Here is a 21654-nt window from a genome sequence, read left to right as displayed (position 1 = left end):
AGAATAATTTCCGTATAGTAAGATAGTTTCTAATCAATGGATGATGGCGAAGGGTGACATGAACAAACAGCATGCAGGCACGGCGCAAAACACGGGTTTGAAAGTCGGTCTGATCGTACCGATGAACAACACCACCATGGCCCGAGAGATCGCGGGTTGGCTACCGACAGGTTCCGAAATCCAGGTCTTGCGCATTCCTCGCGGCAAGGGCTTGATCACACCGGAGGTCTTGCCGGAATACGTCCGCAGTACGCTGGATCTGGCCGCCGGCATGAGCAAGAACCTGGACGTCATCGCCTACGGGTGCACGGCGGCTGGTTTCGTCGCCGGTCCTGACGGAGAAGCGCAGCTTGCCAAGGACCTGCAGGCCGTGACGGGTACGCCCGTGGTCACGACGGCACGATCCATGGTGCTCGCTCTGCGCGAACTGGGTGCGCGCCGCATTGCGCTCGTTTCTCCCTATAGCGAAAGCGTGAATCGCGCTCTGATGAAATTCCTGGACGAAGATGAAATCCGGGTCGAGGAACTTGCCAGCTTCAATGCCCCGGATGTGGACGCATTGGGCCGCATCACGGAAAGCCAGGTGGCGGAGCTGGCCCGGAAGACAATGAGTGCGTCGTGTGACGCAATGTTCATCGCATGCTCTCAGTTGCCGACCTTGGGTGTGCTGGACGGCTTGTCCGCTGAGTTCGGGCGGCCGGTCATGTCTTCCATCAAGGCAACCGCCATGCAGGCACGCCGCGCGGCCTCAGAGCGCCATGGCATGAAATATAAATGATTATCACCATATTGGATTATTTGCTGTTACCATGGCAGGTTTCCATCCCAAGAAAGAATGCGGGCATTCCGGAACGAGGCAATGGCGTTCGTCCCGGGCACGGAACCGCATAAACATCATCAGGAGACATCCATGTATAAGAAGCTCGCCAGCGCCCTGGCCGTCTTGGCTTGTTGTTCCGTCCAGGCTTTTGCGCAATCGGGGCAGGACTGGCCGGATCGCCCGGTACGCATCATTGTTCCGTTTACCGCAGGCTCATTCACCGATACGGCGGCGCGCGCCATGGGCCGCGAACTCAGCACGCAATTCGGCCAGCAGTTCGTCGTCGAGAATCGTGGCGGAGCCGGCAGCACGATCGGCACCGACGTCGTGGCGAAAGCCGCCCCGGACGGCTACACCTTCATGGTGACGGACAATTCATTCGCCGTGTCTACAGCGCTTTACAAGACCCTGCCTTATGATCCCAGGAAAGACATAATCCAGGTCGCCCAGCTTGCCGAGGCGCCGGCCGTCCTGGTGGGCAGCACGGCGTTGCCCGGAAAGGACTTGAAATCCGTCATCGCCGCCGCGAAGGCCCAGCCGGACTCCATGACGTTCGGATCCGGAGGCCTGGGATCCTCGGCGCACTTGGCCATGGAGGCTTTCCTGCTGGACGCGGGCGCCAAGCTGGTGCATGTACCCTACAAAGGCATTGCCGCCGCCATGCTTGACGTGGTGGCCGGGCGTGTCGACATTGCCATAGGCAGTGTCGGATCCACCGTGCAGTACATCAAGGAAAACCGGGTTCAGGGCCTTGCCCTGAGCGGCAAGAATCGCCACCCCATGTTTCCCGACGTTCCGACGTTCGCGGAAGCCGGCTATCCCGACTACGGCGTCATGTACTGGTTTGGCGTCATGGGGCCGGCAGGCGTACCCGCACCCATCCTCCAGAAGTTGCAGGACGGTATCGTCAAGGCCACGCAGTCGGCAGACTTGCGCAAGGTGTTCGAGAGCGCCGGCGTGGCGGCTGAAGCGACGAATCAGCAAGCGTTCACCCAGCGTGTCGCGGCGGAAACAGCGCTATGGTCGGACGTCATCAAGCGTGCGAATGTGAAGGTGGACTAACGTTAACAGGACCTAAAGATGAGTTGGCAACAGAACCGTATTTCCAGGACGATGCACGAAGGCGGCCTGGTGCTTTGCATGGGCATCAGGCAAGCGCGTACACCGGACATCGCTCCGATGGCCGCCGCTTGCGGCTTCGACAGCATCTACCTGGATATGGAGCACAGTCCCATAGACCTTGGCGCGGTGTCCGCCATTTGCATCGCGGCCCTGGGCTGCGGCATAACGCCCTTGGTAAGGGTGCCGGACCATGCTCCGCAGCACGTCGCGCGCGCCCTGGATGGCGGCGCGCAGGGCATCATCGTGCCGCATGTGTCGACCGTCGAACAAGCGCAGGCGCTGGTGGCGGCCGCCAAGTATCCACCGCTGGGCCATCGCTCCGTCATGGGCAGCGGGCCGAGCCTTGCCTACATGCCCAAGCCCCTTACGGAAACCATTGAAATCGGCAACCGCGAGTCCTTGCTGATCGCCATGCTGGAAACCCCGGAAGGAATCGCCAATGCGGACGGCATTGCGGCGGTGCCAGGCATCGACATGCTGCTGATCGGATCCAACGACCTTTGCACAGAGATGGGCATCCCCGGGCAATTGCGGCATCCGAGCCTTCGCGACGCCTACTCGCAAGCGGCACGCGCCTGCAAAGAGCATGGCAAGTTTCTGGGCGTCGGAGGGATACGGGCAGACCTGGAGTTGCAAAGCGACCTGGTCGCAATGGGCGCGCGATTGATCATTGCCGGCAGCGACGTCACCTATCTTATGCAGGCCGCCGGCAAAGATGCCGAGCAACTGCGCCGGGCTACTTCGGCATTGACGGAAACAAAGAATGAGTCATAGCAACACCAAGCCCGCTTTTATTGCGCCGCCCAATGCCTGCGACAGTCATTTCCATGTGTTCGGCCCTGCCGGCCAATATGGATACGGTACAGAGCTGCGATACGAACCTCCGCATGCGCCGCTTGAAGATTACCTCGAGCTCGCGCGCTGCCTGGGTTTGACCCGCTTCGTATTCGTTCAGCCCAGTGCGTACGGGCGCGACAACCGATGCATGCTCGATGCCATGAAGCAGATGACGCTGCCGTGCCGGGGCATCGTCGATATCGATGAAGACGAGCCCGACAACGTCCTTGGCAATCTGGATGCGCTGGGCATACGCGGCGTGCGCATCAATGTCCGCCCCATCATGCCGGCGCAGCCCGGATTCGGCGATACGCTCGCGCCTCGTATCCGGCGCCTGGCGGCGCGTTGCTCCGAACTGGGCTGGCATCTGGATTTCCTGCTGCCCGACTGGCTGACGGTCGAGTTGCTGCCTGTGCTCCGGTCGCTTCGCCTGCCTTTTTCGATTGCCCACCTTGGCATGCAGAAGGCGAAGAATGGCGCCGATGCAGCCGACTTCCAGCACGTGCTCGACCTGGCCAGGAACAACGACTGCTATCTGAAGATCACCGGCATCTATCGCATCTCGACAGCGCCGGGGTTCGCTGATGTGGGTGCCATGGTGCAAGCCGCGCTTGACGCCGTACCGGATCGCCTGATCTGGGGCAGCGATTACCCGCACCTGTCGTTTGATGAAAACAGCTCGGTTGATCTGTTCAATTTGCTGGGCGAGTGGGTGCCCGATGCCGCCATGCGGCAGAAGATCCTGGCGGACAACCCGGCGCGGCTATACGGGTTCTGAGGGCGGCGGCGCGCCGCTATCGGTTCGGCAGTTTTCCTCTTTCGAGCCGAACCGACAGCCCCAGCAGCATCAGGCCGCCCAGGGCGAGAAGAGACCCCACCCATCCCGTCGAGGCCCATCCGAAACCGTGGGCGATAGCCATGCCGCCCAACAAGGGGCCCAAGGCATTCGCAAAATTGAAGGCGGAATGATTCAACGCGGCGGCCAGGCCTTGTGCGTTGCGGGCAATGTCCATCAGGCGGGTCTGCAGCACGGTGCCCAGCGCGCCGCCTATGCCGATGAGGAATACGGTAATTGAAATGCCCCATAGGCTGGATGCGGTGAAGCTGAACAGCGCGGTGGTGGCGGCGCTCCAGATCAGCAAGCCGGCGATGGTCGGCATGAGCGCATGATCGGCGAGCTTCGGTACCAGGATGTTCCCTGCGGTCATGCCGATTCCAAAGATGCCCAGCACGAAAGGTACGGTTTCCGGAGAAGCCATGGTCACCTGCATCAATGTGTCGGCCAGATAGGTATAGACGGCAAAGAGACCGCCGAATCCGATCGCCCCCACGGCCAGCGTCAACCAGATCTGGCCTTGCTTCAGCGCGCCCAGTTCGCGCCGGGGACTGGACCCTGGCGGCGGCGCTGCACGCGGTGCCCATCGGATAAGCAGCGCCATCGTCAGCAGGCCGCTAACGGAGACCAGGGCGAATCCCCAGCGCCAGCCAATGGCCTGCCCCAGCCAGTTTGCGAGCGGGACGCCGACAATGGTGGCGACCGTGAGTCCCAGGAACATTCTCCCGACGGCCTGGTTGCGCTTGTTGAGCGGAACGAGCGAAACGGCCACCAGGGCGCCGATGCCGAAATAGGCGCCATGCGGCAAGCCGCTGAGAAAGCGCAGGGCGATCAGCCATTCATAACTGGGCGCGAAGGCGCACAAGCCATTGAACAGCGAGAACATCGCCATGAGCCAGATAAGCATGGTTCGCCGCGGAACCCGTGCGCCCATCACTGTAAGGACGGGCGCGCCGATGACGACGCCCAAGGCGTAAGCGCTGATCGCATGCCCGGCGGTGGGGGCGTCGATACCCAGGTCCCGGGCGAAATAGGGCAGCAAGCTCATCGTGGCGAATTCGGTCGTTCCGATGGCGAATGCGCCAACGGCCAGCGCGAAAAGAATCCAGCCGGGGGATGGAGGGTTGTGTTTCTGGTGAGGTTTGGACATCAATCGCTTGACCACGTCGTGTGACTGAACCAGTCACGCAGATGGTCCACAAAAATACGGACTTTATAAGGCAGGTAGCGCTTGCTTTGAATCACCGCGTATATATCCAGGCCTTCGCACTGATACTGCGGCAGCACGATTTCCAAAGTGCCGTTGCGTATGTATTCGTCGACCATGTAGCGGGGGTGCATGGCAACGCCGTGATGGAGTTTCGCCATGTTCAGAATCGCCTCGCCCAAGTTGGAGTTTAACGTACCGTTCACGTGCACGGTCTGGCGCTTGCCGCCACGACGCCTGAAATGCCAATAGCCCGTGGGCGATTTCAAATTGTGCAGCAGGCAATTGTGATGCTCTAGGTCCTTGGGGTGTGTCGGCCGTCCATTCTTGGCCAAATAGGCGGGAGTGGCCACCAATAGTTGGGGGACCACCGCTATCTTGTAGGCGACCTGGTTGGTGTCCTTGAGACGGGGGGCAATTCGCACGGACAGGTCCATGTTCTCGGCGATAAGGTCGCTACGGCCGTCGTCTATCATCAAGGAGACCTGCACGTCGGGATAGTTCTGCAGGAACTGGTGCACAGCGGGTATCAAGTGCACGGCACCGAAAGAAGGCGGCGACCCGACCCTGATACGTCCGCTGGGATGTTGCACGGGATTGCGCACCAAGTCCTTCAAGTTGCTGACCGTCTGGGTCAGGGCGTCGGCGTTCTGCAGGAGCAGCAGCCCGCTTTCCGTCAGATTGACGCGCTTGGTATTGCGGTTCAGCAACTGGGTCTCGAATTCTTTCTCCAGCCAGAAGATCTTTTTGGTCACGGTGGAGCGGCTCGTGCCCAATCGCTCGGCGGCCTTGGAAAAGCTCAGGCTTTTGGCCACCTCGATAAATACTTCGATGCACTCGATTGTGTTCATGGTTGAAAGCAGAGTTCGTTTCGTAAATGGAAATAGTGATTTGCCCGTTTTGGGGTATGAGCCGCAGCGTGGTGCTTATTAGAATGTGTTCTTGATCTAAATCAATGTTGTCACATGGTACTGCCGTCGCCCGGTTTCGGCGATGGCCGCGCCAGGCGCCTTAGCACACGTAGGAGATTGCATGAGAGTCGAACCAAAGGGCACCGGGCTTGGTGCCTCCATACACGACATAGACCTTTCAAAACCCCTCAGCCAGGAAAACTACAAGGCCATAGAACAGGCGTTGGGTCGATACGGCGTGATCAGCTTTCCAGGCCAGACGCTGACTTCCCGGCAATTGCGCGATTATGCGGAAAACTTCGGCCAGCTGGAAATCAACGTGGCCAACATGTACCACGACGCCGATTATCCAGAAGTCATGATTCTGTCGAACATGAAAGAAGACGGCAAGCCGGTCGGGCTGAGCGACGCAGGCCAGGACTGGCATACGGATATGTCCTACAGCAAGACCATAGCGTTCAGCAATGTGCTGTATGGGATCAAGATCCCGCATCGCGACGGACAGCCACTGGGCAACACGGAGTTCTGCAATATGCATGCCGCATATGCCGACCTGCCGGCGGCTTTGAAAGAAGAGCTTGCCGATATGACCATCACTCATGATTTCAATAAATTCTGGGAGATGATGCGTAGCGAAAAAGGCAGCACGCGGCCCCCGCTGACCGAGGAACAGCGCAAGCGCAAGCCGCCGGTATCCCACCCGGTGTTTCTGACTCACCCCATCACGGGGAAGAAGGTGCTGTATGCCAATCCGGGGTACTCCGTGAGGATCAACGAGCTTCCCGAGGCACGCAGCGACGAAGTCCTGAAGTTTCTTTTTGAGCATCAGCTGCAGGACAAGTATCGCTATCGCCATTACTGGAAGGCCGGCGATGTTTTGATGTGGGACAACATGGGAACAATACACAATGCGGTGGCCGATTACCGCCCCGACGAACACCGCCTGATCAAGCGGTGCCAGGTCATGGCGGACAAGTATTTTCCCGAGCTTTACTGAGCCTTCCCGCGCCGTGCGCGCGCAATCCAACCTAGAAAAAACCAAGGAGACAAGAGATGAAGCTATTCAAAGCCTTTGCAATGGTGTTGCTTTCATGGGCGTGTATGAGCTTGTGGCCTGTACAGGCCGCAGGCTACCCGGAACATCCGATACGCATGGTGCTCGGGTATTCGGCCGGCGGACCGACCGACGTCATTGCGCGCATCGTGGCCAAGCACATGAGCGAAAACATAGGCCAGTCCGTCGTGGTCGAGAACAAGCCCGGCGCGAGCGCGCATATCGCCGCGAACGACATCATGACATCGACGCCCGATGGCTATAAAGTGCTGGTCACTTCATTGACCTTGACGGTGAATCCACTGCTGTATCCCGACCGCTACAACTACGATTCCGTCAAGGCATTCGAACCCGTCAGCAACTTTGCCAATCTTCCGGTGGTCGTGGTCACCAACTACGATTCGCCCTACAAGGACTTGGCCAGCCTGATCGCGGATGCCAAAGCCAAACCCGGCATACTTACGTTCGGGTCTTCGGGCGTGGGCGGTTCGGCGCATCTGGCCGCCGAAATGCTGTCGACCAAGGCGGGCATCAAAATGAGCCATATTCCCTACAAAGGAAATGGCCCGGCGTTGCAGGAAATGATTGCGGGGCGCATTTCTTTCATGTTCTATCCCAGCATAGGAATTGCAAACTATGTGGCTGACAAGAAGCTGCGTGTATTGGCGGTCGGAACCAAGGATCCTCATCCGGATTTCCCCGGCGTTCCGACCCTGGAAAGCATGGGCCTGACCGGCTTCGAGGAAGGCGCGCCCTTCGTAGGCATGCTGGCGCCGGCCGGGACGCCCAAGGAAATCGTCGACAAGCTGAATAAATCGGCAGTGCAGGCGCTTTCCCAGCCCGAGGTGCGCGAGCAGCTGAAGAAACTCGGCGCGCAAGTGATCGCGGACACGCCGGAGCAGTTTCGCCAGTTCCTGATTGCCGACAAGGACCGCTGGGCTGCGGTCATCAAAGAAGGCAACGTCAAGGTCGAGTAGGCGGCAAGTGGTGAAGCTCCGGCGCGGCATGCCGGAGAACAAGGCGGATAATCGCTGAAAACAGAAGGAAGCAAAATCAATGAGATGGTTACGCTACACAATCGATGGGAACACGCATTACGGCATGCTCACCGACGCGGACAAAGTCAAACAGGTGGTTGGCGACCCTTTCCAGGGGTACGAGACGACGTCCACGGTGCTCAAGCTTGAAGACTTGCGACTGGAGGTGCCGGTGGTGCCGCCCACGTTCTATTGCGTGGGACTGAATTACGTGAAGCACATCGGCGCCGAAGGCATGTCGATCCCCGCCAAGCCGGACGTCGGCTACCGCGCCAACAACGCCCTCGTCGCGCACGGACAAGATGTCATCATGCCGGCGGATTCGAAGCGTATTCACTACGAGGGCGAACTCGTCGTCGTCATCGGCAAGAAGGTCAAGAATATCGATGCCGGGCAAGTCAAGGACTGCATCTTCGGCTACACCATCGGCAATGACGTCAGCGAAAGAAACTGGCAGGCTTCGGATCGCACTTTCTGGCGCGCCAAGAACAGCGATACGTTCAAGCCCATGGGGCCCTGGATCACCACCGAAGCGGACTTGCGGAGCATGGAGACGGCCGTATCCGTCAACGGCAAGGAGTCGATACGGTTTTCGACCGCAGACATGCTCTTCGGCGTTGAAGAGTTCATCAGCACCATGAGCCGCTACCTGACTTTGTATCCCGGCGACATGATCTGGATGGGTACCGACGGCAAGTCACCCGATCTGCAGCACGGCGACCGCGTGGACGTCAGCCTGACCGGCCTGGGCACGCTGAGCAATCGGTTCGTGAAGGAAGGGGCGGCTTGATCCAGGCCCGGAATCCATTTCCCGAAACGCTGTGCATCCAGCCGAGCCTGATTCTCAGGTGCCGGCTCGGCTGAATGCGCAGCTGATCAAAACCATTCAGGATCAGCCGCGCTTACCTTTCAGTGTCAACGGGCGTTGATGATTATTGGCTGCCTGCCAGGCCGATCTGCTGGACGAGCGGCGACAGTTTGTTCATTTCGGATTTAATGAACTCCCCCAGTTCTTCGGGCGTCGAGCTGACGAGCTCGATGGCGGTGAGCCGGTCGCCCAGGCCGGGAAGGGCGATGATCCGCCGGATTTCATTGTTCAGCTTGTCAACGATGGGGCGTGGTGTTCCGGCGGGCGCCAGCATGCCGAACCATTCCGTCGCGACGACATCGAAGCCTTGTTCCTTGAATGTGGGTATGTCGGGAACAGAGGAATAGCGCTCCGCGGAAGAAATGCCCAGCGGCTTGACCTGCCCCGCCCGATAGTTTTGCAAGGCCTGCCCGACAGTGGCGAATGTCATGGGAATATGCCCTGCGATGACATCCATGAGCGCCGGCGTGCCGCCTTTGTAGACGATGTGCTGCATGTCGATCTTGGATTCGATCTTGAACTGCTCGGCGGTCAGATGGGTCATGGAACCTGCGCCGGCGGAGCCGAAATTCACGGGTCCGGGGTGGGTTTTGGAATATTCCGCCAGCTCTTGCAGGGTGTTGGGAGGGAACTTGGGATTGGCATAGGCCACGATGGGCGTTCGGGCAATCAAGCCTATGGGCTGAAAGTCCTTGAGTGTGTCGTAGGGCAGTTCTTTGCGCAGTGCGGGGTTCGTCGTATGGTTGCTGACGGCGATCATGACCGTATAGCCATCCGCGGGCGCCGAGGCCAGGGCCGCGGTACCGATCTGCGTTGAGGCGCCCGGCCTGGATTCGACCAAGACGGGTTGCCCCCAATGATCCTGCATGCGCTCCGCCAGGACACGAGCGATGGCGTCTACCGACCCGCCCGCCGCAAAGGGGACGATGATCTTGATCGGTTTGGACGGGTAGGAGCCGGCGGCGGATTGCGCACAGGCGATCGGCAGTGCCAGCGAGCCGGCCGTGGCAAGGGCGCCAATAATGAGGCTGCGGCGTGCAAGCGTTTTTGTCATCTCCATTCCTTTTTTGATTATTGGGATCTAGCCGGCTCCGGCATTGCATCGAGCCTGGGGTCAGACCCCGTACGGGGTCTGACCCCGGCAAGGCCTTATTATTCTTGATCCACATCAAAGCGACGAGGGGCTGCGCGAGAATTAAGTATTTCGCGTCTGGAAACACACCGGCCTGGAATCCACCGGATGCGCAACCTATACTTTCAGCGGTCGCTTCCAATACGCAAAGGGCTCCGCTTCAGCATCAACTGCTTCGCTTCATCTATGACTTCGAATCTATTTTCCCCCTTCAGTTGCCGCAGCATCACTTTTCGCAATCGCATCGGCGTCGCGCCCATGTGCCAATACTCCAGTGTCGATGGCTTGCCCAATGCCTGGCATATGGTGCACTTGGGAAGCCGTGCCGTTGGCGGAGCGGGGCTGGTCTTGTTCGAAGCCGCCGCCGTCTGCGCCGACGGCCGCATCAGCCCGGGAGACCTGGGCTTATGGAACCAGGGCCAGGCCGAAGCCTTGCGACCCATTGCCGAATTCGTGCATGGGCAGGGGGCAATGGCGGGAATCCAGCTGGCGCATGCAGGGCGCAAGGGCTCCACCCAGGTACCCTGGATTGGGCGCGCGGAAGTTTCCATCGCCGAGGGGGGCTGGGAGACCATGGCGCCCAGCGCCTTGCGGTTCAATCCGGAGTATCCGTTGCCGCGTGAAATGACGCGTTCCGACATCGATCAGGCAATCGATCATTTCATCGCATCGGCTCGGCTTGCCCGGTCGGCCGGCTTCCAGGTCATCGAGCTGCACATGGGCCACGGCTACCTCGTGCACGAATTCCTGTCGCCGCTGTCCAATCGCCGTGAAGACGACTACGGCGGTAATTTCGAGAACCGAATTCGATTCGCCGTGGAAATCGCCGCTGCGGTACGCGCCGAGTGGCCGGAAGAGCTGCCTCTTTTTGCACGGCTGTCCGCCACGGACTGGGTGGAAGGCGGGTGGGACGTCCAGCAGTCCATCGAATTGGCGAAAGCCTTGCGGATTGCCGGCGTGGATCTGATCGATTGTTCCAGTGGCTCTATCGTTCCCGGCTCCCGAGGCCCCCAGGCGCCGGGGTTTCAGGTTCCCCTGGCTGCCGCCATAAGAACGGGGGCCGGCATCCCGACCGCTGCGGTCGGACTGATCACGCAGGCCAGGCAGGCCGAAGAGATTCTGGTCCAGGAACAGGCCGATCTTGTGCTGCTTGCGCGTCAATTGCTCGTCGATCCCTATTGGCCGCTTCGGGCTCAAGCAGAACTGGACGGCGTGGCGTCGCAATGGCCGATCCAGTATGAGCGGGCGGTGAATCCCAACGCGAAGCGCTGATGCCCGACGCTGATTCGGTCATGGAGTCCGGGAAGGAACAGCGGCTCGACTCCTGATCAGGACCGGCGGGCGATATTTACTCTTGCGTGCTGAGCGCGGCAAAGCGTTGTACGTAAAAGGCCTTCCATTCCAGTAGATGGCGGCTCATTGCCTTGGCAGAGATTTCTCCATCCCTATCATCGAGCCCATCGAGGATGTCCAGGTGCTCGCGCAACGCTTGCGGAATCAGGTCTGCCGTCATCCGCAGACGATTAAGAGCATGGTGAACCATTCGATAGCGGCGTATGTCTGCGGCGAGGCGAGTGCTTCCGCATGCAGCGGCTATCGCATCATGAAAGGCGTCGTCGAAATCGGCCCATAGGGCCAACGCGGCCGTGTCGTCGGTTTCGTGGGAAAGCGCCTGTGCGCTGCCGCGAAGTTCGGCAAGCGTGGCGCGGTCGATGCGCGTGGCAGCAAGTCGTGCTGCTTCGCTTTCCAATAGTCTTCTCATGTCGAAGATTTCTTCGACGTCGCGTCGCGTGACATGAGCAATCACAGGGCGGCGGTTGACTTCTTGAGTGACCAATCCGTCTTTGATGAGCTGAAGTATCGCGTTATGTACTGGCGTTCGCGATACACCCAGCCTCTCTGCCAAGCCCTTTTCACTCACTATGGACCCAGGCGCGAGCCGACCCTCGAGAATAAGGCTCACGAGTTCCCGATAGATGGATTGAGTAACGGACGGCTCGCGTGTCTGGTGGCTCGTGGCGCTCTGTACGGCGGATGACATGTCGACGAAAAAATCTCCGGAAAATAAGGTTGGCCTTCCGGAAGTATAAGCGCAGGCCTTGACGGATGCTCTAATGATTGCTTAATATGAATGCACATTATTCAAAAGTGCATGCAGAAAAAATGAAACTTAGAGTGTTGGCTGATGATCTTTCCGGCGCATGCGATTGCGTTGCGGGCTTTGCTCTGGCACGCGGTACGTCCATTCCGGTCTACCTGGACGACCGGCTGGCAAGGGGAGACGGAAGCTGGGCGCTGGATCTGGATAGTCGGGCAGACGACGAGAGGGTCGCGCGACAGAAAGTCGAAAGAATCATGCGATCTTTTTCCCATGATTCTTCTATGCTCATCTTCAAAAAAATAGATTCGACATTGCGTGGAAATATCGCAGCCGAAGTCGCCGGCGCGCTGGAGGCACTGGCGGATTCAACAGGAGTCATAGTGTCGCCGGCCTTGCCGGAACAGGGGCGTACGCTTCTTGGTGGAAAACTGTTTGTGCATGGCCGCCTTCACCCAATAGAGGGTTCAAAAAATCTGCCAGGGATCTTGGAAGCGGCCGGCTTCCAATGTGCGCTACTGCGAAACGAGGATGCCGATCCTGCCAAGCTGCGTGGCGATATCGAGCATGCGTTGGCCCAAGGGGCCAGGGCGGTGGTTGTGGACGCGCAAAATGAAGCTGACCTTGATCGCCTTGCACGCGCGTTGAGCGGATACGCTGGTCGCGTGCTGCTCGCTGGGTCTGCCGGGCTCGCAAAAGCATTTGCGAGAACTGCATGCAATGGCCAGGCGCAAGACTCAGACAGCGCTCAGGATCATGCGATTGTGGCGCTTGACCAGACGGTGGCCATCATTGGGAGTTTTTCGACGGAAACTCAGGCGCAGCTGCGATTGCTGAAAACCTGTAGCAATGTCGACCTGGTTGAGTGCAGCGCCACGGAATGGTTGGATCGAAGCTCCGTCAAGCGTCAAAGAGCCATAGGCTTGGCCCAAAAATTCGTTGCGCAGGGCAGAAGCGTTGTCTATGCAATCAGCGGCGGGCCGTCAGGCGACTGGTCGCGCGAGTTGGTCAAGGCTATTGCTGAAGCGGCGTTGCCTTCTCTCCTGGCGGTTCGTTCGCTTCTGTTGGTGGGCGGAGACACCGCGCGTGCCGTGCTGGAGCAATTGAATATTCTCCAAGTGAATGTCGTGGGAGAGCTTGAGCCCGGAATATCAACTTGCCGCGTGCAATCAGGACGTTCAGAGACCATTTACATAAAGGCCGGCTCGTTCGGAGATGCCGATACTTTGCAGCGGTTTTTCAGTCGGGCGTCCCGCAGTATCACGGAGCCGTGCCGGGCCAGTGCCACATCCGATGGAGTGCCCTCATGAGACCCCCTTCTATTCTGATAACGATGGGTGACCCATCGGGGGTGGGGCCGGAAATAATTGCGAAATCTCTGGCGCATTTACCAGGCGACCTTGACATACTGCCGCTTGTCGTCGGTGATGCCCGACGCCTGGAGTGCGCATCCAGGTTGGTCGATTCGGGATTGAGCATTCACGCAATCAAAAGGCCCGAACAGGCTTGCCATGCACCTCGCACAATAGAATGCATAGATGTCCCGATCGTCTCGTCGAATTTGCCATTCGGCCGTATCAGCGCCGAGGGTGGGGAAGCGGCATATCAATTTATTATCAAAGCGGTCGCCCTGGCTCAAGAAGGTCATGCCCATGCAATCTGTACTGCTCCTTTGAACAAGGCCGCCCTGCATGCGGCTGGCCATATATTTCCTGGGCACACGGAATTATTGGCAAACCTTACTCAAACGCCCGAGGTTTCGATGCTGCTCGTAGCGCCTCGTTTACGCGTAATTCATGTAACCACTCATATAGGAATCATGGATGCCGTTGAGCGTATTGAACCGGGCATCGTTGCGCGGACGATCGAACGCGGGCATGAACTTTTGCGCCGAAGAGGCATGTCTCCCCGGATCGCCGTCTGCGGCATCAATCCGCATGCGGGCGAAGGTGGGTTATTCGGGCGTGGTGAAGAAGACACAAAAATTGCTCCGGCTATAGAGAAGTGCAGGAACATGGGAATCGACGTGCAAGGTCCATTGCCCGCCGACACCTTGTTTTTCCGCGCGGTGCGAGGCGACTTTGATCTCGTCGTTGCGATGTACCACGACCAAGGCCATGGTCCGGTAAAGGTCTTGGGGCTTGAGGCAGGCGTCAACGTCACCGTAGGCCTTCCTTTCGTTAGAACTTCGGTGGACCACGGCACGGCGTTTGATATTGCAGGAAAGGGCGTTGCAGATGCAGGCAGCATGGTGGAGGCATTGCGCCTTGCTGCCGAACTGTATCCCAGATCTGAATGACTTGATGAGCATAACAGGAGATGACGGTGGTTGACTATAAACATCAGCAGGATGTCGATGTACTGATTCTAGGAGGCGGAACCTCGGGCGTTGGAGCCGCTGTTGCAGCGTCGCGTAGCGGTGCCAATACTTTACTGGTCGAACGCTATGGATTCCTTGGGGGCGTGGCAAATGTGGGGCTTTGCCTGCATACTTTTCACAGCAGCAATGGCGAGCGCGTCGTGGCGGGACTGCCGTGGGAGATGATTCAGCGCATGAAAGCGCTTGGCGGTTCGACGGGGCCTGTGTGGATCGAAAACGCCCATATGAAGACGACGACGCCTATCGACGTCGAAGTCATGAAGTACGTGACTCAGGAAATGGTGCTGGAATCTGGCGGCAAGCTGCTGTATCACACTCTTCCGCTGGAAGTCGTGATGGAAGACAACCGTATCGCGGGAGTCGTGCTGCTGACGAAAGACGGGAAAATGCTTGTGAGGGCCAAGGTAGTCATTGATTGCACAGGAGACGGCGACATAGCGACCTGGTCCGGCGTACCCTACGAAAAGGGACGCGACAGCGATAAAAAGATGCAGCGCATGTCGCTGGTATTCAAGATGGGCAACGTAGACGTCCCGCGCATGTTCAATGAAATAGGAAAGGGTGGAGCATGGGCCCCTCTCCCCGACGGCGGCGAGTCATATCCGGTGTGGTGGTCTGCGACCTTGGAAAGGTATGCGGACATCGCGATGCAGGAAGGTCTGTTTCTCGGGACGGATGAGTTTTGGGGAAACACCGTCCATAAAGGAGAAACAAATATCAACGCCTCGCGGTTGCAGGGGCTCGATGGAACGAACTCGTTTGATCTTACAGTCGGCGAAGTCGAGGGAAAGCGCCAGGTCTTTAAGCTTGCCGAGGTTTTGCGCAAGTATGTTCCGGGATTCGAAGGCAGCTATATCCAAGCTACGGCTCCGTTTATTGGCGTGCGCGAGACCAGGCGGATGGAGGGCGAATATCAGCTTACCGCGAGCGATTGCGTGTCTGGCCGCAAATTCGAAGACGGCATTGCAAAAGTAGGTTACCCCATCGATATTCATGATCCCAGCAGCGGCAAGACTCTATTCACGCCCATTGGAGGAGAGGACGGATCTTACGACATTCCATATCGATGCTTGTTGCCTAAGAATGTCGAGGGCTTGCTGCTTGCCGGCCGCTGCATTTCCACGACCCATGAGGCCATGGCATCCACCCGGACCATGATTACCGGGATGATGGTTGGAGAGGCTGCAGGCACGGCTGCGGCGCTTGCCATTCGCAATGGAACGAGCGTGCGTGCGGTGGATGCGAACGAGCTTCGCGAACAGCTGAGAAAGCGTGGTGCTCATCTGGACATGGGGCCGGTGCCGGGAAGTGAAAAAGAAAGGCAGGCGACTCAGCCATAGATGCTGAGTACTGTCGTCAATCAATCGTGGTGAAGGAGACATTCATGAAACGAGCAATACTCAAACCACTCAAAGGATTTCTTCATGCAACCGTACTGATGGCGTTGCTGGGCGTGCCATGTCTGGGAGCTGCGGCCGAGAGCTATCCAACGCGTCCTGTGAAAATCATTCTGGGACTTGCGCCTGGCGGTATGAACGATATAGTAGCGCGACTGCTCAGCGATGGCTTGGCCAAGGAACTCGGGCAGCCGGTCGTCGTAGAGAACCGCGTAGGGGCGGGGGGTACGATAGGGGGCGGTTACGCTGCCAATGCGGCTCCTGACGGATACACGCTGTTTTTGGGCGCGATAAGCAACATGGCCATTGCTCCCAGTCAATACAAGAACATGCCGTACGATCCAATTAAGGACTTTGCGCCCATTACAAAGCTGGCGTCGTCAGCAAACATTCTGGTGGCTCATCCCGCATCCGAGTTCAAAACTGTCCAGGAAGTGATCGATGCCGCCCGAAAAGACCCGCAGTCCGCCATGTATGCTACGGCGGGTATGGGAACATCCCCTCATATGGCCGGAGAACTCTTCAACATAATGGCCAAGGTCAAGCTGCCCAGCGTGCCCTATAAAGGCGACGGCCCCGCGTTGACAGACGTTGCAGGAGGGCAGGTCAAGTTGGCATTCCCGGCACTGCCTGCGGCAATGAATATGATCAGGGCGGGCCAATTAAGGCCGATAGCCGTTACGAGCAAGCAGCGGTCTTCAAAGCTGCCTGACGTTCCCACGATATCGGAGTCGGGAGTGGCCGGATACGACATGAGCCCTTGGGTCGGAATGTTTGCACCGGCGCAGACCCCTAAGCCTATCATCCAACGGTTGAATCAGGCTTTTGCCACGGTTCTCAAGTCGGAACGCGTCCGCCAGCGATTTTCGGAACTGGCGCTCGAACCGGTGGGCGATTCGCCGGAAGAATTCGGAACATTTCTTGCCGAAGAAATCGAAAAATGGAGCAAGGTAGCTAAAGCGGCGGGGATCCAGCCTCAGTGACGACCACGCCTGTGAATTCCCTCACCGCTTCGGCGTACCCGGGGCTGCGGCTCGCCCCTGAATGTGATGCGGATTCTATTTTGGCCAACGATTGCTTGCCGCCGTCACGCCCGCTGGCGGCTTCGTAGAGCGCATCGCTCATGGCATGCGGCACCACGCTGTCGCCGGTGCCGTGTATGAACAGTATCGGCTGGCGCACGTGCGCGATGCGGGAAAGCGAGTCGAACGGCTGGGTGATGATCCAGTGCAAACCGGGCACGTTGCGCCACCGGCTGGCGGCGATCATTTCGCGGATGCTGGTGAAGGTGGATTCCAGTATCAGGCCGGCGAAGCTGTCCGGCTCGGCGTCGGCAGCCAGCGCCACCGCGACCGCGCCGCCCAGGCTATGTCCGTACACGAATCGGCGAGCGGGGTCGGGCTGGCGGCGCTCCAGCTCGCGCAGCGCGGCTTGGGCGTCTTCCACGGCGCTGGCCTGCGATGGCAGGAGCTCGGTCGATTCGCCGAAGCCGCGATAATCGATGGCCAGCATCGAATATCCCATGTCCACCCAGCGCTCCATGCGAAAGACGCTGCTGTTCAGGTTCCAGCGCGAGCCATGCAAATACAGCACGGTGGGGGCATCGGGCGAGGGCCCGGAAACATACCAGGCCCGGATGGTCTGGCCGCCCGACAGCGGCAGATCAAAGATTTCGGTTCCAGGCAGAGGTTCGCGCGCCCAGCGGGCTTCACCAAGCTCTATCGAGAAAATCGCGCCTCGTTGCCAGCGGTCCAGCCACACATATGCCGCGCTGGCTGCGGAAAGCAGGACAGCGATGATGGCGGCAAAGAGGGCGGAGCGGTTCAGTCGCATGGCGAAAGGGCGTGAAATCAGAAGCTTATTTGGACCGACGGCGAACTGCGCTGCGCGGGGCCGTGATAGACGACTTCGATGTTGTTGCCATCGGGATCCAGCACGAAAGCGGCATAGTAGCTGGGATGGTATTCCCGGTAGCCCGGGCTGCCGTTGTCCGTGCCTCCGTTCGCCAGCGCGGCGCGATGGAAGGCGTCGACCATCTCGGTGCTGTCGGCCTGGAAGGCCAGATGATTCCGGCCGGTCGGGTGGCCTTGCGCGGCGGGGCTGTCGATGGAGGTGACGACCAGTTCGTCCACCCAGAAGTAGCCGTCGCCCGTGCCGCCCATGGGAATGCGCAGAATATCGATGACGGATTCATAAAAAGCCTGGCTTTTCGCCAGGTCCTTGACCACCAGCTGGATATGGTCGATCAGCCGTCCGCGATGCAGCGATTGAATTTCCATGTTGGCTCCCGAGTGTGTATGCCAAGCATAAGGATACTGCAAACGAGGTCATGGCTTGGCTTATGTTTGCATCAAACACTTGCAGAATGCTGGTGCTCGGTCACCGACAGGCATACAGTAGTGTGACCCCCCCATCGGAAGGGAGGATTTCCGTCATGGAGCGGCATGTTCCCTGCGTGCACCATTCGTAGTCTGCGGTATAGCCGGAACGCGTCAACCTCAGCGGATCAAGGGGTTGGACTGTTGGCTGATATTCGTACCAGCCTTTGTGCCACACGGCGTTGGGCGGTGGTTCCATGCCTGCCGCCGAGCCATGTATTCTCGCGCGGCCCGCCTTGAGTGTCGGCGAGCGGCCTGGGCTGATGGGTGCGACCACCGTGTAGTCTTCTTCCCAGCGCGTTTTTTCTATCGAGTGTGTCCAGGCTAGGGTGAATTCCTGAATGGGAAGAAACTGGGGTGCGTCTGGTGCCGATGCTAACGCCAGGCACACCCCGAATCCGACCAAGGTCGATGCCATCAGGCAGATGCCGTTCTGGCCCTGCGGCTATCTAGGTAGTGCCACGCCAGGAAGAGCGCCGTTGTGGCGAGTCCGATTTGGTCGGAAATGGGCGAGGCGGCCACCAGAAAGCCAGCAGCAGCGATGGCGAAGAGGCGTTCAAACCAGTTCAAGGGCTTGAACAGATAGCCGGTGGCGCCCGCGCCCCACAGGCCGATGGCGAGGATAGCCTTGAAGATGATATACACCACATCAAGGATGTCGCCGTCGCCTTGCAGCATCAGGGCGGGGGAATACACCGCCATATATGGTACGACAAAACCGGCTACGGCGACGCGTAGCGCTTGCAGGCTGATCTTCAGGCCAGTTTCTCGGGCAATGGGTGCGGCTGCGAATGCGGCGAGAGCGACTGGGGGCGTCAGGTCGGCCATGATGCCAAAATAGAACACGAACATGTGGGACACGATCAGCGGCACACCCAGCTTGAGCAAAATTGGCGCCGCCAGCGAGCTGGTGATAATGTAGTTGGGAATTGTGGGGATGCCCATGCCTAGCACCAGGCAGGTGATCATGGTCAGGAACAAGGCCAGGAACAGATTTTCTTCACCGATGGCAATGACCTGGCCACCAAACTCGGCCGCCACTCCGGTCAGGTTGATGATGCCGATGATCACGCCCACCAATGCGCAGGCAATAGCGACCGGTAAGGCATGGCGTGCGCCGTCGGCCATTGCTTTGATGGCAAGAGACAGCACGTCTTTCTTGCCGCGACGCAAGGCCAGCACGGCGACAAGAAAGGCGACGATGACGAAAAAGGTAATGACGCCGAAGGCGATGAAACCCATGCAAGCGAAGCCCAGCAAGACCCAAAACAAATAGCGAAGGGCGTTGTTGGAGGCACCGCTGATGACCGCGGCACCGAAGATTAGGATTACCGTCAACCCCAGACCGACCGTGCCGGAAAACAATGGGGTATAGCCCGAGAACAGCAGGGCGACCAGGCCGAGCAGAGGAATGAGCAAGTACCAGCGCAGCCTGACGGCCGCCCAGGGATTGGGGCAATCTTCCTTGGCCAAGCCGTTCAAATTCTTGCGGCCTGCTTCCAGGTGTACCGTCCAGAAAGCGGTCAGGAAATACAGAATGGCAGGGATCACTGCCGCTTTGACGATTTCAACATAGGGCACGTTGATGGTCTCGGCCATGATGAAGGCAACGGCGCCCATGACGGGCGGCATGATCTGACCGCCCATGCTGGACGTGGCTTCGACCCCACCGGCAAAGGCGGGCGAATAGCCAAAGCGTTTCATCAGGGGAATGGTGAACTGTCCGGTCGTGACCACGTTGGCGACCCCGGAACCATTGATCGTGCCCATCAGCCCGGAGCTGATGACGGAAACTTTGGCTGGGCCGCCTTTGCTATGGCCCACCGTGCCCATGGCAAAGTCGCTGAATAAGGAGATCATGCCGGCCTGTTCCAGAAACGACCCAAACAGGATGAACAGGAAAATATAGGTGGACGAGACATAGGTGGGCGTACCGTAGATGCCTTCGACGCCGAAGCTCATGGTGCTGACGATCTGGTCAAAACCATAGCCACGATGAGCCAGCAAGCCCGGCAAATACTCGCCAAACAGGCCGTATAGCAAGAATATGCTGCAAATCAAGGGCAAGGCCCAGCCCATCATGCGACGCGTGGCCTCAAATACCAGCACAATCGTGATGATGCCGATCACCATGTCGAAGTCGGTCATTTCGCCTGCGCGCGCGGTGAGATCCGATTCATAGATCCAGTGATAAAAGCTGGTGACAAAGCCGACGATGCCAAGAATCCAGCCTAGGGCTTTGGCTCTCAGTCCAAAAAAATTTGGGTACAGCGTGAAGATCATCAACAGCACGAAGCCTACGTGTATGGCACGGACGACTTGACTGGAGAGGGGACTGAAGGCAGCGGTGTAGACTTGAAAGCTGGAGAACGCGACGGCGATCCAGAAGACGACACGCGGCATATCCTCGAAGGGCTTATCTGTGGCTGGAGTTGAGGATGCGCTCATAAAAATCGGGGCGATGGGTACGGAAAAACGGTTCGGGCAGTTGCGCCGGATCCGGGGCCAGACGGCGCTCCGCGCCCTTGGTAAGGAGGCGGAGCGGTAGGGCGCGAAGCGTGATGCTTATTTGACGACGCCTTTTTCTTTGTAGTAGCGTTCGGCGCCGGGATGGATAGGCACGGGCATGCCGTTGACGGCATTCTCCAGCTTAATGGCTTTTGCGGCATTGTGCGCGGCATACATGCTGTCGATGTTCTCGTACAGTTCTTTCGCCATGGCATAAGCCAAGTCGTCGGAAACGCCCGAATGGGTTACCAGAAAGTTGGGGATGGCAGCAGTGGCAATGTCTTTGTCCTGGCCTGCGTAGGTGCCGGCGGGAATGATTGCGGGCTGGTAAGCGGCGTCGCCGACGTTCTTGACGACATCGGCAGGTACCGGCACGACTACGATGTTGACCGATGTGGCCAGATCGCGGATGGACGATACACCCAGGCCCGCTGATTGCAAGGTCGCGTCAAGCTGACGGTTTTTCATCAGTTCGACCGATTCGCCGAAAGGCAAGTATTCGACTTTGGACAAGTCGTCATAGCCCATTCCTGCTGCTTTCAGGATCGCGCGTGCATTCAGTTCGGTGCCCGAACGGGCGGCACCGACAGAAACGCGCTTTCCTTTGAGATCAGCCAGTGACTTGATGCCGGAGTCGGCGTTGGCGACGATCTGGATGTAGTTGTTGTAGGTGGCGGACAAGCCGCGCAACTTGTCGAGCGGCTTGGTGAAACCGGCCTCGGCGTTGCCTTTCCAGGCATCGGATACGGAATCGGCCAGCGCCAGCGCCAATTCACCACGACCGGCTTGCAGCAGGTTCATGTTTTCCGCCGAAGCCTTGGTGACTTGAGCGGTGGATTTCACGTTGGGAATGCTTTTTGCGTAGATTTGCGAGAGCGCCACGCCCAAGGGGTAATACACGCCGCTTTGGCCGCCGGTGAGAATATTGATGAATTGTGCTTTTTGTGCCTGCGCGGGACCAGCCACCATGAATGCGGCCGCTAGGGCGCCGCCGATAAACCACTTGTTCAACTTCATGTCACGATCTCCGATGATCAGTTGATTAAACGTGTTTCCACGCAACGCTGGTG

21 protein-coding genes and 1 pseudogene are annotated in these 21654 nt (G+C 58.7%); 12 read left to right on the top strand and 10 right to left on the bottom strand.

What is annotated here, in order from left to right:
- Positions 1–58: 58 nt before the first annotated feature.
- The 4 genes from ACSBPU_RS20375 (at position 59) to ACSBPU_RS20360 (ending at position 3557) form a co-directional block, all read left to right on the top strand.
- Positions 59–778 (top strand): maleate cis-trans isomerase family protein, encoded by a 720-nt coding sequence (locus ACSBPU_RS20375; protein ID WP_442593686.1) that lies wholly within the window; start codon positions 59–61, stop codon positions 776–778.
- A 132-nt stretch (positions 779–910) separates the two neighbouring features.
- Complete coding sequence (locus ACSBPU_RS20370; protein WP_442593684.1) at positions 911–1882, top strand: Bug family tripartite tricarboxylate transporter substrate binding protein; 972 nt, start codon at positions 911–913, stop codon at positions 1880–1882.
- Positions 1883–1900: 18 nt separating this feature from the next.
- On the top strand, positions 1901–2716 hold the full coding sequence (locus ACSBPU_RS20365) for an HpcH/HpaI aldolase family protein (protein ID WP_442593682.1): 816 nt from the start codon (positions 1901–1903) through the stop codon (positions 2714–2716).
- Positions 2706–3557: an amidohydrolase family protein gene (locus ACSBPU_RS20360; RefSeq protein WP_442593680.1), complete on the top strand. Its 852-nt coding sequence runs from the start codon at positions 2706–2708 to the stop codon at positions 3555–3557. Before ACSBPU_RS20365 ends, ACSBPU_RS20360 begins: the two co-directional genes overlap by 11 nt.
- Before the next feature lie 16 nt (positions 3558–3573).
- Here the strand turns inward: ACSBPU_RS20360 and ACSBPU_RS20355 are convergent, their stop codons facing one another.
- Positions 3574–4764, bottom strand: a complete 1191-nt coding sequence (locus ACSBPU_RS20355) for an MFS transporter (RefSeq protein WP_442593678.1) — start codon at positions 4762–4764, stop codon at positions 3574–3576.
- Entirely contained in the window at positions 4764–5672 is a 909-nt protein-coding gene (locus tag ACSBPU_RS20350) for a LysR family transcriptional regulator (protein WP_442593676.1), read from the bottom strand. Before ACSBPU_RS20350 ends, ACSBPU_RS20355 begins: the two co-directional genes overlap by 1 nt.
- 181 nt (positions 5673–5853) lie before the next feature.
- Here ACSBPU_RS20350 and ACSBPU_RS20345 point away from each other — a divergent pair, with 181 nt between their 5' ends.
- The 3 genes from ACSBPU_RS20345 (at position 5854) to ACSBPU_RS20335 (ending at position 8613) form a co-directional block, all read left to right on the top strand.
- On the top strand, positions 5854–6729 hold the full coding sequence (locus ACSBPU_RS20345; protein ID WP_442593674.1) for a TauD/TfdA dioxygenase family protein: 876 nt from the start codon (positions 5854–5856) through the stop codon (positions 6727–6729).
- Positions 6730–6785: 56 nt separating this feature from the next.
- Positions 6786–7763: a Bug family tripartite tricarboxylate transporter substrate binding protein gene (locus ACSBPU_RS20340; RefSeq protein WP_442593672.1), complete on the top strand. Its 978-nt coding sequence runs from the start codon at positions 6786–6788 to the stop codon at positions 7761–7763.
- Positions 7764–7842: 79 nt separating this feature from the next.
- A complete protein-coding gene (locus ACSBPU_RS20335) occupies positions 7843–8613 on the top strand; it encodes a fumarylacetoacetate hydrolase family protein (RefSeq protein WP_442593670.1) in 771 nt (256 codons plus the stop codon).
- Positions 8614–8755: 142 nt separating this feature from the next.
- Here the strand turns inward: ACSBPU_RS20335 and ACSBPU_RS20330 are convergent, their stop codons facing one another.
- Positions 8756–9745 (bottom strand): Bug family tripartite tricarboxylate transporter substrate binding protein, encoded by a 990-nt coding sequence (locus tag ACSBPU_RS20330; protein ID WP_442593668.1) that lies wholly within the window; start codon positions 9743–9745, stop codon positions 8756–8758.
- Positions 9746–10009: 264 nt separating this feature from the next.
- Between ACSBPU_RS20330 and ACSBPU_RS20325 the strand changes: the two genes are divergently transcribed.
- Entirely contained in the window at positions 10010–11095 is a 1086-nt protein-coding gene (locus ACSBPU_RS20325; RefSeq protein ID WP_442593666.1) for an NADH:flavin oxidoreductase/NADH oxidase, read from the top strand.
- A 76-nt stretch (positions 11096–11171) separates the two neighbouring features.
- Here ACSBPU_RS20325 and ACSBPU_RS20320 read toward each other — a convergent pair whose 3' ends face one another.
- Positions 11172–11585, bottom strand: a complete 414-nt coding sequence (locus tag ACSBPU_RS20320) for an FCD domain-containing protein (RefSeq protein WP_442598455.1) — start codon at positions 11583–11585, stop codon at positions 11172–11174.
- A 117-nt stretch (positions 11586–11702) separates the two neighbouring features.
- Positions 11703–11864, bottom strand: a pseudogene (locus ACSBPU_RS20315) (GntR family transcriptional regulator); the annotation flags it as partial.
- Between the two features lie 86 nt (positions 11865–11950).
- Between ACSBPU_RS20315 and ACSBPU_RS20310 the strand changes: the two are divergent.
- From ACSBPU_RS20310 to ACSBPU_RS20295, 4 genes are read left to right on the top strand one after another with little or no spacing between them, the layout of a single operon-like run.
- Positions 11951–13231, top strand: a complete 1281-nt coding sequence (locus tag ACSBPU_RS20310) for a four-carbon acid sugar kinase family protein (protein WP_442598453.1) — start codon at positions 11951–11953, stop codon at positions 13229–13231.
- Positions 13228–14220, top strand: coding sequence for a 4-hydroxythreonine-4-phosphate dehydrogenase PdxA (gene pdxA, locus ACSBPU_RS20305; RefSeq protein ID WP_442593664.1), 993 nt, complete (start codon positions 13228–13230; stop codon positions 14218–14220). The genes ACSBPU_RS20310 and pdxA overlap by 4 nt, the downstream gene beginning before the upstream one ends.
- 26 nt (positions 14221–14246) lie before the next feature.
- Positions 14247–15641: an FAD-dependent oxidoreductase gene (locus ACSBPU_RS20300; protein WP_180067020.1), complete on the top strand. Its 1395-nt coding sequence runs from the start codon at positions 14247–14249 to the stop codon at positions 15639–15641.
- Between the two features lie 29 nt (positions 15642–15670).
- Positions 15671–16681 (top strand): Bug family tripartite tricarboxylate transporter substrate binding protein, encoded by a 1011-nt coding sequence (locus tag ACSBPU_RS20295; protein ID WP_442593662.1) that lies wholly within the window; start codon positions 15671–15673, stop codon positions 16679–16681.
- Here the strand turns inward: ACSBPU_RS20295 and ACSBPU_RS20290 are convergent.
- From ACSBPU_RS20290 to ACSBPU_RS20270, 5 genes are all read right to left on the bottom strand, one after another.
- On the bottom strand, positions 16653–17531 hold the full coding sequence (locus tag ACSBPU_RS20290; RefSeq protein ID WP_442593660.1) for an alpha/beta hydrolase: 879 nt from the start codon (positions 17529–17531) through the stop codon (positions 16653–16655). The two genes, ACSBPU_RS20295 and ACSBPU_RS20290, sit on opposite strands and share 29 nt — an antisense overlap.
- 17 nt (positions 17532–17548) lie before the next feature.
- Positions 17549–17977 carry a VOC family protein gene (locus ACSBPU_RS20285; RefSeq protein ID WP_442593658.1) on the bottom strand — a complete coding sequence of 143 codons (429 nt, stop codon included), beginning with the start codon at positions 17975–17977 and terminating at the stop codon, positions 17549–17551.
- A 100-nt stretch (positions 17978–18077) separates the two neighbouring features.
- A complete protein-coding gene (locus ACSBPU_RS20280; RefSeq protein ID WP_442593656.1) occupies positions 18078–18494 on the bottom strand; it encodes a DUF1850 domain-containing protein in 417 nt (138 codons plus the stop codon).
- Entirely contained in the window at positions 18494–20524 is a 2031-nt protein-coding gene (locus ACSBPU_RS20275) for a TRAP transporter permease (RefSeq protein WP_442593654.1), read from the bottom strand. Before ACSBPU_RS20275 ends, ACSBPU_RS20280 begins: the two co-directional genes overlap by 1 nt.
- Positions 20525–20641: 117 nt before the next feature.
- Positions 20642–21601, bottom strand: coding sequence for a TAXI family TRAP transporter solute-binding subunit (locus tag ACSBPU_RS20270; RefSeq protein WP_442593652.1), 960 nt, complete (start codon positions 21599–21601; stop codon positions 20642–20644).
- Between the last annotated feature and the right edge of the window lie 53 nt (positions 21602–21654).

It is taken from the genome of Parapusillimonas sp. JC17 (genome assembly GCF_052180245.1).
Lineage (GTDB): Bacteria > Pseudomonadota > Gammaproteobacteria > Burkholderiales > Burkholderiaceae_B > Parapusillimonas.
The sequence above is the reverse complement of the archived record's forward strand: the minus strand, read 5'-3'. Positions and strand labels throughout refer to the sequence as shown.